Source organism: Neisseria sp. P0006.S009 (genome assembly GCF_051962915.1).
Classification (GTDB): Bacteria; Pseudomonadota; Gammaproteobacteria; order Burkholderiales; family Neisseriaceae; genus Neisseria; species Neisseria subflava_E.
In genome coordinates this window covers 301,879-315,610 of record NZ_JBQCUV010000003.1, presented here as the reverse complement: position 1 = coordinate 315,610, position 13,732 = coordinate 301,879, and the positions used below count along the sequence as shown (strand labels likewise).

Below are 13,732 nucleotides of genomic sequence, written 5' to 3'. Positions count from 1 at the left end.
CAAAAAACATCCTCATATTTCCAAAATAGATTTACAATCCCTCTTTTTTTGACGGCGGCAGCTTGAGGCCGTCTTAAACCGTTTTATCATCCATCAGGAGCAAAATATGCAAACCAACACATTCTTCAAAACCCTTTCAGCCGCTGCGCTGGCCATCGTACTGGCTGCCTGCGGCGGTCAAAAAGACAGCGCGCCTGCTGCTTCTGCTGCTTCTTCTGCCGACAACGGCGCAGAGAAAAAAGAAATCGTCTTCGGTACAACCGTCGGCGACTTCGGCGATATGGTTAAAGACCAAATCCAACCGGCTTTGGAGAAAAAAGGCTATAAAGTCAAACTGATCGAGTTCACCGACTATGTGCGCCCCAACCTTGCTTTGGCTGAAGGCGAATTGGACATCAACATCTTCCAACACAAACCTTATCTGGACAACTTCAAAAAAGAACACAAACTCGACATCACTGAGGCCTTCCAAGTACCGACTGCACCTTTGGGCCTGTACCCTGGCAAACTGAAATCTTTGGACGAAGTGAAAGACGGCGTCAGCGTTTCTGCACCTAACGACCCATCTAACTTTGCCCGTGCATTGGTTATGTTGAACGAATTGGGCTGGATTAAACTGAAAGCCGACGTTGATCCGCTGACTGCTTCTAAAAACGATATTGCCGAGAATCCAAAAAATATCCAAATCGTAGAGCTTGAAGCCGCCCAACTGCCACGCAGCCGTGCCGACGTTGACTTTGCCATCGTTAACGGCAACTACGCCATGAGCAGCGGCATGAAACTGACCGAAGCCCTGTTCCAAGAGCCAAGCTTTGCCTACGTTAACTGGTCTGCCGTCCGCACTGCCGACAAAGACAGCCAATGGCTGAAAGATGTAACCGAAGCCTACAACTCTGACGAGTTCAAAGCCTACTCACAAAAACGCTTTGCCGGTTACAAATATCCTGCTGCATGGGGTGAAAACGCAGCTGCAGGTGCTCAAGCCGAAGCTGCTTCTACTGCTTCTGCAACCAAATAAGTGACTTTTTGAAAAAAGGCCGTCTGAACATTCAGACGGCCTTTTTCTATTGATTATCTATTTTCAAAGCTCAAAACAAGTTTTTTGATTAACACCAAATACTTACACAATTCCCTTTTTAAAACCAAATCAATATGTTGTAAAAAAGTTCAATAAGAAATTATGTTTTTATTCAATATAATCAATCACTAAATGAATTATTCTATTTTTTTATAATATTCACTAGTAATGTTCCGCTTATCCTGATATTATACCGTTCATCTAAAGACATCCGGTTATCTGCATTACAGACCGTTCATCTGAATTGCTTCAAACCACTTTGTCGGATTTTCCCATATATGTTGTGTTTCTCCGTATCGAAGGGGTTTGAGCGGTCGAAATACCGTTTTGCTTAGATATTAAAGCTTCGTGCTTTGAAATGAGTGAATTTTTGTTTTAAGTGTCGTAATCTCTTGCTAATTACTCCCAGCTGCAAGAGTTTCAGGGTTGCCCCCTTGGGCAGCCCTTCTTTTTTATCCTCCATTTTTTCAGCAACCAAGCCTTCCCTGTCCTATACACATAGTCAAAATCGCAGGCAAGGCCGCCCTTCCCTCAGTCTCCAATCTTCTTCAATTCATTATTCGGCATCACCAGCCAAACCTGTGCCTTTTTAACTTGGGCCGCTGCTCGGATGGCCGCTTCATCCATAATAGAAAATGCGGTAGAAAAAGCATCGGCAACTGCCGCACTTTCCGCCATAACGCTCATGCTTTTATAGCGCGGCTGGCTTCCTCCTGTGCGCGGGTCAAACAGATGGGTAAATTTGCCTGCCTCGTCCATCACCGTGCCATAGCCGCCCGATGTGGCAAACGCTTGATTTTTCATGGCAATGGTGGTCAGGATTTGGTCTTCTTGGTCGGGATTGCGAATGCTGACATTCCACTCGCGCTGGTTGGCATTATCAAAGCCGTAAATCTCCCCCATATCAATCAATGCCTGGGTAACGCCTTGCTGCTTCAACAATTCAGCTACTTTGTCGGTGATATAGCCCTGCGCAATGCCGTTGAGCGACAGGCCCATGCCTTTTTGGGCAAAACGGATTTCTTTGGTATCAAAATCGACTTTGTTGAAATCCACTAATTTGAGCGTGTCTTTGATACTGCGTTCAGATGGCGGCGTTTCGGTTTTAGGGTTTCGTCTGAAATGATCGGCATACAGATTCCACAATGGCTGAATGCTGGGATCAAATGCACCCTGCGTCAGCTGATGGATATCTCGGCTGATACTGAGCAGCTGTAAAAAATCGGATGGCGGATTTTTCAGACGGCCTTCTCGGTTTAAACGGCTTATTAGGCTGTCGTCCCGATACAGGCTGAAGATTTTTTCCAACCGTGAAACTTCCGCCAATACTTTGTTGACCAGTATCTCCGCCTGCCTGCGCCCAATACCGAACAAACGCAATTCTGCACCTGAGCCTAATGCAATCCCTTTCCAGATAACAGGCTGCCCTTCTTGATTCGGGCCGGCTAAATGAGTCGGCCGATTGGTTTTTCGGCTGATGGCAAAGGGAATGCCGACACCGGCAGCAAGTGTGGCGGCGATGGCAAGGAAACGGCGGCGCGTTAAAGGGGTGGACATGGAGTATTCCTTGGATTTTTTATCTTTACATTGAAAGCCGCATTCATTAAATCATCAATCGGCAGCTTCCAATACAAAGGCCGTCTGAAACTGTTTCAGACGGCCTTTTATTGATTGTTTTATTTGAAAATGTATTCGTCGGGCATCTCTGCAAAACCGACTACTCTGCCGCCTTTTTCTTTGGCGAATTTTTCAGCCTGAGCCTTGTCGGCAAACGGAAGCGCGTCTTCCGCACCCATGCCGCCGATAAAGCTGCTTTCGATGACGTAATAGGCTTTTTTCGCATCTATCCATTCGGCGTCAGCATTGGGTTTTTCCCAATCTTTGACTTTGCCCATATCGGTAACATAGATGACATGAATGCCTTTAGGCTCTTCGGGCAGCTTTGTATAACCGAACATCTGCTTGATGGTGGAAAACCAAACTGGTTTGTCAGGTTTGCCGTTCAAGAAGATTTGCGCTTTAGGGCCGTTGTGTTCAGTCAAATTCATGCTGCAGTAATGACCCACTGCGCTGTCGCTGATTTGTTGGGGTGCAGGCGGAGGGCTGTTGTCCTGCTTGCTGCAGGCTGCCAATGCGATGAGTGTGAAGGTTGTCAATAATATTTTTCTCATATTTGTCGCTTTCCGAAAAGCCAGGCGGCTAAATTCAAAGGAATGATAACCCATAATACCTGTGCCGTCAGCAAAACCGGCATAGTCAGGCTGATTTGTTCGCTCAAACCCGCCATGCCGGCATACATGGCTGTATTTTCGTAACCCGTCAGGTTCAGTAGGCGATAAATGTCTGCAGGGTTGAACAAAAGAACGGTTTCCACTACAGGCGCGGTAATGACTTGTTCGGTATCGGCAACCAAAACACCCAAAAGCGCCATATCGAAAATCACCACAAAAAACAACCATACGCCGATGGCGATACCGGCGGCGGTACCGCGTTCTTTAACTTTTGCGCTGATCAAATAGCCCATGGACAAAAAGGCTGCGCCAAGAATCACGCTGGCAGCAATCAAGAGGGCGAAAGGCTGCCATGCGGCAATATCAAAACCGCCGTTGGCAAGCTGAAGGGTAATACCTGCCAATCCGTAGCCTGCCGTGGTAGCAAGGGCAAGAATGATGAGGTGGCCGATAAATTTACCGGCAAGGATTTGGTTGCGCGAGATGGGGTAACTTAGCAGCAAAGCCATTGTACCGCGCTCGATTTCGCCAATCAGTGCATCATAAGAGAGCAACATCGCAATCAGCGGAATCAGGAAAATCGACAGGCTAGAGAGACTGACTACGGTTACCGTCAAGGGATCAACCTTGACCGAACCGGTAGGCGAGCTGCCGAGAAAGCCTAATGACAGTGCCAATGCGGCAAGCAAAAGTGCGGCGGCAAGAACCCAACGGTTGCGCAGGCTGTCGCGGACTTCTTTGCCGGTAATAATCCAAACGGGGTTCATACGTCTTCCCTCTTCAAGAATTGCGCGTACATATCGTCAAGTGTAGGCGTGTGGATATCGATGTAGGCAAGACTGCCCAAATCACCCAATTCGCTCAAAAGAGCCATACGCTCTTCTGCTTTACATTGTGCTTGATATGACAGGCCGTCTGAAAGCAGATGCCAACGCTCGCTCAACGGGCGCGCTTCTTTCAAGCAGACGTTGACGGTCAGCGGCAGGCCGCTTTGAACATGCAACTCATCCATGCTGCCGTCGGCAACTTTCACGCCGTTTTTCATAACGATGATGCGATCGGCGTGGCCGTCAAGCTCGGCCAGTGCATGGGTGCTGAGCAATACGGTTGCACCGCGCCCATTGAGTTCGCGCACAACTTCGTAAAACATTTGACGTGAAGCCGGATCAAGGCCGGTAGTCGGCTCGTCAAACAATAAAACTTTAGGCTCGCCCAACAAGGCTTGTGCCAAAGCGAGGCGTTGTCGCATACCTTTAGAGTAAGTGCCGACGCGGCGGCGTGCGGCCTGGGAAATGCCGACACGCTCGAGCAATTCGCGGTTTTTACTCAGGGGCTGTTTTTTAAGTTTGGCATAGAAATCCATGGTTTCGATACCGGTCAATGAAGGGTGCAATGCAACCGTTTCAGGCAGGTAACCGATTTGGCTGCGACGCTGCGCCCCTGCTTTACTGCCGGTCGGCTCTCCCAAAAGCATCACTTCGCCCTTGGTCGGCGTAATCAGGCCGAGTATCAGCTTCATAATGGTAGATTTGCCTGCACCGTTGTGTCCTGCCATGCCGACGCTCTCGCCAGCCTTGAGAACCAGATCGACTTGATTGACGGCCTTTTGGCTGCCAAACTGCTTGGTCACGTTTCTCAATTCAACGTGGTTGGTACTGCTCATGGATATTCCTCTAGTGAATGTTTCAGACGGCCTTTGATATTGGGCCGTCTGAAAGGTTACATATTGGCATTTCCGCCTGTCAGCGCACCGTTTTCGGCATTACCCCATTCGGATTGGTGCGTTTTTGCTTCATGCAGCAATTCGTCCTTCATGGCTTCGTATTTGGTTGTCGTTTTATTGCGGACAGGGTTCATCAAAGGCTTGCTGTCAATTACGCCGCCAGGCAGGATGGCGGGAAATTGCGATTGCGCCCATTTGACAATGCTGATGGCAGGGCTGTTCATCAATAACCGGGCGACGGGTGCGCGCCAGATGATTTGGTCGATAATCCCGTTGGGACGGTAGGCACTGTCGCCGAAGCCGTCGCCGTCAAGGTCAAAGGCGCTGTTATCGCTCCAATAGTTGCCGCGACCACCCTCGCCCCAATCAAGGAAACGGGTGCTGACGTATTTGACTTGGCTTTCGTTGTTGATAAACGAATTATTGAACAGGCTTGTGCCTTCAATGGCCGCGGTAAAGTGAATACCGATTTGACAGTTTTCAAAATGGTTGTCGAAAATTTTATTGTAGTTGGCATTGTAGGCAAACACGCATTTGCCTGCCTTGTTGATCACATTATCGTGAATTTCGGAATAATTGACGTAGTTGAGCATAATGCCTTGGTCGCGGCTGCCAACGGCAATGTTGCCATACACTTTCAGGCGTTCGGAAAACATCAGCACATAACCCATGTTGTTGCCGACGGAGATATTGTTGCTGACTTCGCTGTCATTGGTGTACATATAATGGACGGCAAAGCGCAAGTCGCTAAAGCGGTTGCCTTTGTAGGTATTATGAGTACTGGTATTTGAAAAAATACCGTCACGGCCTTTGGAAATATCGTTATCGACCACTTGCGCACCGGGCGCATTCCAGACGGTTACGCCGTTGCCGCGTTCGTTGACGCGCAGGGTTGCATCGCCGATGATTTTATTTTCCCGCACCATGGATTCTGCCGCACCGTGAATATACACGCCGACGGAATTGTCGATGATGTTGTTATGCTCCACCAGTGCGCGCGTTGCCGTCTCTTCTAAATAGATACCGGCATCCATTGCTGGCAAACTCATGCCGGAATGGGAAACAGTCAGATTGCGCAAAGTTACATCAGGCGCATGAACGGCAACCGTCCTCCCGCTCCGGTCGCCGACAATCTTGGCGGAACGGTCGGCAGGGCCTTCGATGGTAATGGGTTTGTCGATATAGAGTTTGGTTTTGTATGCACCGGAGGCAAGCTTGAGCGTATCGCCGGCTTGGGCGCGCGCCAAAGCATCATTGAGATTGTCTTGTGCGGATACGTTGATGACTGCGGCAAAGGCCGTCTGAACCATGCTGCCAAGCAGCAATACGAGTGCGGCACGTTGCCATTTGGAACGATGGATTTGTGTGTGCGTCATAATCATATCTCTGTTTCAGACGGCCTGCTTGCCGCATGATAAACCGATGCGGAAACAGGTATTTTGGTGTTATAGCAAAGCTGTCTGATGATGGCTTTCATTTTGTGGCCATATCGGCCGACAAACAACTTTGCTATAAAGGCCGTCTGAAAGAATGTTTTTTCAGACGGCCTGAAGAATTAAATCATCAAACCGAAATTATTTTGGTTTAACAATCATTTGGCCAGACATTTCCATGTGCAATGCGTGGCAGAACCATTGGCAGTAGTACCAGTGTACACCTGGACGGACAGCCTTGAAGGTTACAGAAGATGTAGCTTGCGGGCCAATCTCCATAGCAATGCCATAACCTTCCAAAGTAAAGCCGTGAGTCAAGTCTTCAATGGTCTCAACGTTGGTTACATATACGGTAACTTCGTCGCCTTGGTTCACTTCAAATTGAGGAACGCTGTAAGCAGGCGCAACGGCAGTCATGTACACGCGTACTTTGTTGCCTTCACGTACGACTTTGGCAGCTTTTTCCAGCTCAACACCGTCTTTTTGAGCTTGTTCCAAAGCTTCTTGCCAGAACCATGGGTCTTTGCGGTCCCAAGTTTTGCTTGGGTTCACTTTAGACGCGGCAACCAAGCACAAGTCGTGTGGTTCGGCAAAAGTCGGATTGTCATGCACCAGACGCATTTCGTCGCCGGAGATATCGATCAATTGGTCACACTCAGGTTTCAAAGGACCGGCATTCAAGAAGCGGTCTTTAGAGAACTTGTTCAAAGATACCAACCATTTACCGTCGGCTTCTTTGGTTTCGCCCATGGTAGTGTGGTTGTGGCCCGGTTGATAGTGAACGTCGAGTTTTTGTTTGATCGGATCGATTTTCTCGCCTTTATAGGCTTTAATCGCATCGTCAATGTTCCATTTCACCATTTGGCTGTCGATAAACAATGTAGTATAAGCATTGCCGCGACCGTCAAATGCAGTGTGTAATGGGCCAAGACCCAGTTGAGGCTCGGCTACAACAACATCGCGCTCTTTGATTTTACCTGCAAACAAGTCATCCAGTTTGCTGACATCCAATACGGTAACGGTTGGAGACAGTTTACCGTTGAGCATGATGTATTTGCCGTCAGGGCTTGCATTACAGCCGTGAGGAGAGTTAGGAACCGGGATGTAACGAGTGTATGGAGAGTTGGCTTCCGCACGACCGTCCAACATTTTCACGCCGTTAACTTCTTTGAAGTCGCCTTTTTTGATGCCTTCTTCGATGGCGGCCAGGTTAAATACCACACACCAGTCTTGCTCGTTGGAAGATGCACCTTGTACAGTCAGAGCACGCTCAGAGTTATAGCAGGTAGAGAAAGAGTATTTACCTTGGTAGTCGGCATCGCCATTATCCAAGTTACCGTCTACCAATACTTGCCATGCGATGTCCATGGTTTCGCCGTCAACTGCAGTATAAACGGCATTCCAAGTTTTAGGATCATCCCATTTGCCTACGCCATCAACAGGAACGATATGCTCGCCGTTGGCAAATACGTAGCCGGTTTTCGGATAGCGTTGAGGACGCAGACCGTGAACACCTGAAACGTTTGGAATTTCAACGATTTTATCGGTTTTCATCACATCCAAGCGGATACGGCAAACACGGTTGTTTGCTTTATCGTTGGCATATGCATAGCGGCCGTCGTAAGTTTGATCGGTAAAAGACAAGTGCGGGTGGTGCAAGTCGCCGTTAGGGTAGCAGCGCAGACCGCTGTCTTGCAGGAATTTACGGGTTTCCGGCGTAATTTTTTCATTCAAAATACGCAGGCTCTCGTTGGTACGACCCCAACCGGTAGCGCTGTCCATATTGAATACAGGGATACGCATCAACTCACGCATAGAAGGTACGCCAATCAAGCGCATTTCACCTGATTGACCGCCTGACAAGAAACCGTAGTATTGGTCAAGTTCGCCCGGACCGACTTCGGAAGTTTGTTTGCCCGGCTCGGCAGAATGAGCAGCGGCTTTCTCGGCAGGTGCAGCACCGGAAGCAGCAGCTTTATCACCCTCGCCGTTAGAGCAACCAGCCAAGCCCAACAAACCGGCACCGGCAATACCTGCACCGGAAGCAGCGGCAGTACCTAAGAATGAACGACGGCTTAAGCCGTTTTGTTCTAATTTTTCGTCTGACATACGACACTCCTTGGATAAAATCCGGCGGCCGATTTTTCAGACGGCCTGCCGATGAAAAACTTTCTAAGTCGGGCTGCCGATACAGCCCTCTTTTTTATTGATAAATTACTACTTGTCGACACTGATTGCCGATTCTTTTTTAACAAACTGGACGACTTGTTCTTGGGCATTTTGCGTTGCTGCCGCATCATGCTGTTCAGCTTTTGCCGCCGCTTGTTTTTGTTTTTTCTTATTCGTTGCCACTACTTGAGGACAACGCGTATCGTGATGATACATTACCTGACAATGCAGACATTGAATACATTCGTTCGGATGAATGTCGCCTTCAGGTGCAATTGCCTGTACTGGGCATTCATGTGTACAAATCTGGCATGGATTACCGCACATTTTATAACGGCGCAGCCAATCAAACACACGGAAGCGGCCCGGCAATGCGATACCTGCACCCAAAGGACACAGATAACGGCAGAAGAAACGTTCGATGAACAAGCCTGCAATCAGCAACGCGGCGGCGAACAGAACAAACCACCATTCACGCATGAATTTCAAAATAATTGCAGTTTTGAAAGGCTCAATTTCAGCAAATTTTTCAGCCGTACCCAAATCGTACAGGGAAATTGCCAACAAAGCGAAGAAAATTACATATTTGATCGCGCTCAGACGGGTATGCAACAAGTGTGGCACTGTAATTTGTTTCAGACCCAATTTTTTGGCGATACGGTTGGTTAACTCTTGCAATGCACCGAAAGGACACAGCCATCCACAGAATGTACCGCGGTTCCACAACAGCATGGTTGCCGCCGTAAAGAGCCACAAAATAAATACCAGCGGATCCATCAGGAAGAATTCCCAGTGGAATTCAGTCAAAATGGCTGAGAACAACGTCAAAGTATTCACTACCGATAATTGTGCCTGAGCATACCAGCCGATATAAAACAGCGTAAAGATCAGGAAACAGAGACGGAATCGGTCATACCATTTTTCGTAACGGACAATCCAGTCTTGGAACAGGAATACCAACAGAAGAATTGTCAAAGCAATACCGACAACCACGATTTGACCTTGTTTGGCTTTCCAAACCTGTTTCCAAAGTTGGTTGGATACGCCTTCCTCAGCCGTTGCATCCTCTGCAATACCTGTACTTTCTTCCGGAGCAGAGGCTGCCGCAGCCACCGGCTCAACCGGTGCGCTGATTTCAACCGGAGGTGCTTTAGGATCGTCAACGTAATAGCCTTTTGGCAATTCATAATCCAAATCGGCAGTTACAAATGCCTTATCATTTACGCTCAATACACGTTGAATCATTAATTGCAAACGCCATGGTTCGGCACCATCAAATTCCACACCTTCAGGGATGGTGAACCAAGAAACTTCTTTAAATGCGGGCGCACCTTCGGCGGATAAAGCAACTACACGTTCATGTTGCGCATCAGTAAAGCGGAAGCTGGTATCGCCTTGAATCATTTCAATACGGTCAAAGATACCGCCGCGGACATAACCCGAACCTTTCCAAGAATAGCGACCCTCGCCGGCCACCATCACGGCTTCTTGGCCAGGTTTTAAACGTTTTTGCAGGTTGTTCCAACCGGCTTCACCTAAAAGGCTTTTACCGATGGAAGGTTGGCTGACTAAGGCAACATACAGATCAATAAATGTATCGTTACCATCGCCCTGCTCCGCATGATCTGCCACACCTGCTTTACCGCTTTTCTCAAACAGTTTATTGATTTCGTCGATAGAAATATGCAGATGACCGACGGCTTTTTGTTCCAAAAGCGCATTCCATGACAGGATATCTTGTTTGTCTTGATTGGCAACACGACGCGGACGAGTTTGAACGGCAGGTTCGGCAGACTGTTCGCCGGAAGCAGCTGCCGTACCGGCTTGGACTGCTTTATCTGTACCCAAATGATATTGATGGATTACTGCTTTAACAGAGCGCTGAATACTGTCATTGATGACCATCAGGGTTACAGTCGCACCACTAATAATATCCCCTGGTGCAACACCTGGTTGAGGTGGGTTTTTAATAAAATTTAAGCCGATATATTTGTCAATGAATTTATCGACACGGGATTGCGGGATACCGATCAACATAATCGGCTCATGGTGTTCAACCAATTTTGCGCCGGCAATAGTGCCATCATTGGCCAATGCAACCATCGTATCGATCGGTTTACTCGAATAACCGCGCGTATTGACCACATCAGTCGTGATATAAACCAAGCCAAGCTGCTCTTCGCCCTTGTATACGCGAGCAACCAAAGGCTTACCTTCAGGCTTACCGTAGCGGTCAGCACCTGGGAAAATTTCAGACGGCTGAACTTTTGCCAAGAAATCAGGCAAGCGTTCCGCGTAAGCAGGCAGGCTTACTATCATCATAGAAAATACAGCAAACAGCACAAGGATTCGTTTCCAAATGCCACTTAAGCACTTCATTTCAAGACAGGACATGGCTATTCCCGATATATCGATACTCTAAACACTTATATTATATGAATCATCTATCAGCAATAATTTGATTAAAATCAAGTTTACAAATCTTAAAATCAGATTCTACATACTAATAATACTTTAGAACTACATTAGATGAACCTTTTATTATTAGGCATGAAACATAGGAAAATCAACTCAATCCAAGAATCATCCCTATATTATTAACTTATTTATAATAATACTCAAAACAATTTCTGAAATTTCATTTAGCATATATTAAATAGAATAGAACCTGACTTAAATTTCCATAGACCGTCTGAAAACGAATATCGAAAATACTTTAACCTACCCCTGCAATGACAAAATACATTTCTTACAAAAACAAAAAGAGCCTGTATAAAACAGGCTCTTTTTTCAGACTAATCTTAAGCCAGATTAGAATTTGTGACGCAGGCCAACAGTACCAGCAGTTTTCTCGTATTTGTAGTCGCCTTTGCCTTCTTTCAACCAGCCGGCAGACAACAGGGCAGAAGTGCGTTTAGAGAAGTCGTAGTCAGCACCAACGATAACTTGGTTGTAAGCGCTGTTTTTTTGTTTTACGCCATCTTCTTTAGCTTTGAAGCCGTGAGCGTAAGAAACACGAGGAGTTACGTTGCCGAAGCGGTAAGCAGCAGTCGCACCAACTTCAGTACGTTCGTTTTTCTTAGCACCAGCTACATCAGCTTTGAAGCCTTCGTATTGACCTACAACAGCAACCATCAGGTTGTTAGCATCGTAACCAGCAGTCAGACGGTGTGCTTGGTGATCTTTGTAAGCACCAGCAGCCAAAGTAGTGTTGCTGTTGAATGCATCCAAGTAGCCAGCATCCAAGTCAGCACGTTTAGCGTAAGAACCAGCATAACGACCGAAGAAGCCAGAGTTTTCGTAGTTCAGGCCCAAATCGTAAGATTCACGGCTTTTCACAGTGTGAGTGTATTTGTCGCCAGGGTTAGCATTGTCGCGAGGTTGGTATTGTACGCTTGCACTGAAACCACCAAATACAGGAGTGTCGTAACGTACAGATACTTTACGAGTATCTACACGTTTAATTTTACCCAGTTGCAGAGCATCTGCGTTAGCGGCACCAGATTCCCAAGGGTCGAAGCTGTCACTGCTGTCTTTCAGAGCAGTGTTCAGGTTACCGGCACGAACTTTACCGAAACCACCTTCCAAACCGATGAAAGATTCACGGTTAGCAAAACCAGAGTCACCACCGGCGATAGAAGTGTTTTGTTCAACTTGCCAAATAGCATTCAAGTTGCTACCCAAATGTTCGTGGCCTTTGAAGCCGATGCGAGAACCGTAGTCAGCAATCTCAGTAGCAGTTTTAGAAGTAGCTTTACCCACTTTTACTTTAGAAATTTCAACGCCGGCTTTAACTTGACCGTACAGAGTCACATCAGCCATAGCTGCAACAGGCAGAGCTGCCAAAGTCAGAGCAATCAGAGATTTTTTCATTGCTGTATTCCTTTTCTATTGTGAAGAAATAACTTAAGCAGACCGGACAATCCGCTTAGGCTTACATTATCGCTGGAATCAGCGATTCCATGACTGTTACTATAATTGCTCCTCTCTAAAAAAACAAACTTTATTCAATCCACCCCCACCACCCTTGAAACCCAGCAAAGGCAAACACAGCCTAAAAAAATGAAATTTATTATTTAAAATCAATGATAAATTTCTTTTAAAACCAATTGTGCATTTTTACAACACTTTATTAATTTACACATCAATCCAGCTATTTTGTTGCTTTTATACCAACAATCCGCAGTTAGCCCGTCTGAAAATCATTACCTAGAACGCTCATCCACTCGGGTAACGATAGTTTCTTCACGCCAAACTCATCAGGATAGTCAACACCTGTTAAATACAGGCCATCTGACATAAAAGTTGGCGGAGCCTTCAATCTACTTTTTGCATGAAAGACTGACTCAAACTCATCCACACTGATTCTGCCACTACCCACATACACCAATGCTCCCATAATATTGCGTACCATATGATGTAAGAATGCATTTCCATGCAAATCAAGGCACAGATAGCGAGCAGTTCCACTAATACTTGTACTATATAGTGTCTTTACAGGAGATTTCGCCTGACATTCAGCTGCTCGAAAGCTAGAAAAGTCATGCTCCCCCTCCAATAAGGCAGCAGCCTGCCTCATCAGATTTAAATCTAATTTCAAATGCGTCCACCCTACTCTACCAACCAATAATGGAGAACGAACCGGTGAGGATTCCAATAAATAACGATAATGACGGCCATAAGCATCAAATCGGGCATGGAAATGAGGTGCAACTTTTTGCGCAACCAACACAGCAACACCATCAGGCAAATGTGCATTGACCCCCCGCACCCATGCTTGCTCCGGACGATTTACTGATGTATCAAAATGCACTACCTGGGCAGTTGCATGCACACCCGTATCCGTCCTTCCCGCAACAATAGTATTAATTTGCTCCTCTGCTATTGAAGACAACGCCTGCTCTAAGGCCGTCTGAACAGTCGGCAAATCTCCAGCCTGTTTTTGCCAACCATAAAAACGACTACCGTCATAAGAGAGGGTCAAAGCCCAGCGCTGCACCAGATGCCCTGTTGTATTTACTTGTTCAGTCATTTCTTATACTTCTTGTAAATTGATATTGTTGCCTACGCTCAAGTAACAAATATTAAAAAGGCGTGA

General features: G+C 46.9%; 10 protein-coding genes. 1 reads left to right on the top strand and 9 read right to left on the bottom strand.

The window, feature by feature from the left end; genetic code table 11:
• Window positions 1–106 precede the first annotated feature (106 nt).
• Entirely contained in the window at window positions 107–1,018 is a 912-nt protein-coding gene (locus tag ACTHTK_RS07640; RefSeq protein WP_063069214.1) for a MetQ/NlpA family ABC transporter substrate-binding protein, read from the top strand.
• 591 nt (window positions 1,019–1,609) lie between these two features.
• On the opposite strand, the gene ACTHTK_RS07635 is transcribed toward ACTHTK_RS07640, so the two are convergent.
• The 9 genes from ACTHTK_RS07635 to truA all read right to left on the bottom strand — a co-directional run bounded on the left by ACTHTK_RS07635 (window position 1,610) and on the right by truA (window position 13,666).
• A complete protein-coding gene (locus ACTHTK_RS07635; RefSeq protein ID WP_107724148.1) occupies window positions 1,610–2,635 on the bottom strand; it encodes an FAD:protein FMN transferase in 1,026 nt (341 codons plus the stop codon).
• A 119-nt stretch (window positions 2,636–2,754) separates the two neighbouring features.
• On the bottom strand, window positions 2,755–3,249 hold the full coding sequence (locus tag ACTHTK_RS07630; RefSeq protein WP_070695420.1) for a nitrous oxide reductase accessory protein NosL: 495 nt from the start codon (window positions 3,247–3,249) through the stop codon (window positions 2,755–2,757).
• Window positions 3,246–4,076 carry an ABC transporter permease gene (locus ACTHTK_RS07625; protein ID WP_107724147.1) on the bottom strand — a complete coding sequence of 277 codons (831 nt, stop codon included), beginning with the start codon at window positions 4,074–4,076 and terminating at the stop codon, window positions 3,246–3,248. Before ACTHTK_RS07625 ends, ACTHTK_RS07630 begins: the two co-directional genes overlap by 4 nt.
• Window positions 4,073–4,972, bottom strand: a complete 900-nt coding sequence (locus ACTHTK_RS07620) for an ABC transporter ATP-binding protein (protein WP_107724146.1) — start codon at window positions 4,970–4,972, stop codon at window positions 4,073–4,075. Before ACTHTK_RS07620 ends, ACTHTK_RS07625 begins: the two co-directional genes overlap by 4 nt.
• 56 nt (window positions 4,973–5,028) lie before the next feature.
• Window positions 5,029–6,408: a nitrous oxide reductase family maturation protein NosD gene (locus tag ACTHTK_RS07615; RefSeq protein ID WP_371459861.1), complete on the bottom strand. Its 1,380-nt coding sequence runs from the start codon at window positions 6,406–6,408 to the stop codon at window positions 5,029–5,031.
• Window positions 6,409–6,606: 198 nt separating this feature from the next.
• The gene (gene nosZ / locus ACTHTK_RS07610) at window positions 6,607–8,574 is read right to left on the bottom strand and encodes a TAT-dependent nitrous-oxide reductase (RefSeq protein ID WP_036493194.1); all 1,968 of its coding nucleotides are present in this window, start codon (window positions 8,572–8,574) and stop codon (window positions 6,607–6,609) included.
• A 108-nt stretch (window positions 8,575–8,682) separates the two neighbouring features.
• Window positions 8,683–10,956 (bottom strand): 4Fe-4S binding protein, encoded by a 2,274-nt coding sequence (locus ACTHTK_RS07605; RefSeq protein ID WP_440378560.1) that lies wholly within the window; start codon window positions 10,954–10,956, stop codon window positions 8,683–8,685.
• A 489-nt stretch (window positions 10,957–11,445) separates the two neighbouring features.
• Window positions 11,446–12,507: a trimeric porin PorB gene (gene porB, locus ACTHTK_RS07600; RefSeq protein WP_107724144.1), complete on the bottom strand. Its 1,062-nt coding sequence runs from the start codon at window positions 12,505–12,507 to the stop codon at window positions 11,446–11,448.
• Between the two features lie 313 nt (window positions 12,508–12,820).
• Window positions 12,821–13,666: a tRNA pseudouridine(38-40) synthase TruA gene (gene truA, locus ACTHTK_RS07595; RefSeq protein ID WP_107724143.1), complete on the bottom strand. Its 846-nt coding sequence runs from the start codon at window positions 13,664–13,666 to the stop codon at window positions 12,821–12,823.
• Window positions 13,667–13,732 lie beyond the last annotated feature (66 nt).

Bases quoted from the DNA above. Each gene is read 5' to 3' on its own strand.
- ACTHTK_RS07640 (WP_063069214.1), top strand. From the start codon at position 107: ATGCAAACCAACACATTCTTCAAAACCCTTTCAGCCGCTGCGCTGGCC.
- ACTHTK_RS07635 (WP_107724148.1), bottom strand. From the start codon at position 2,635: ATGTCCACCCCTTTAACGCGCCGCCGTTTCCTTGCCATCGCCGCCACA.
- ACTHTK_RS07630 (WP_070695420.1), bottom strand. From the start codon at position 3,249: ATGAGAAAAATATTATTGACAACCTTCACACTCATCGCATTGGCAGCC.
- ACTHTK_RS07625 (WP_107724147.1), bottom strand. From the start codon at position 4,076: ATGAACCCCGTTTGGATTATTACCGGCAAAGAAGTCCGCGACAGCCTG.
- ACTHTK_RS07620 (WP_107724146.1), bottom strand. From the start codon at position 4,972: ATGAGCAGTACCAACCACGTTGAATTGAGAAACGTGACCAAGCAGTTT.
- ACTHTK_RS07615 (WP_371459861.1), bottom strand. From the start codon at position 6,408: ATGACGCACACACAAATCCATCGTTCCAAATGGCAACGTGCCGCACTC.
- nosZ (WP_036493194.1), bottom strand. From the start codon at position 8,574: ATGTCAGACGAAAAATTAGAACAAAACGGCTTAAGCCGTCGTTCATTC.
- ACTHTK_RS07605 (WP_440378560.1), bottom strand. From the start codon at position 10,956: ATGATGATAGTAAGCCTGCCTGCTTACGCGGAACGCTTGCCTGATTTC.
- porB (WP_107724144.1), bottom strand. From the start codon at position 12,507: ATGAAAAAATCTCTGATTGCTCTGACTTTGGCAGCTCTGCCTGTTGCA.
- truA (WP_107724143.1), bottom strand. From the start codon at position 13,666: ATGACTGAACAAGTAAATACAACAGGGCATCTGGTGCAGCGCTGGGCT.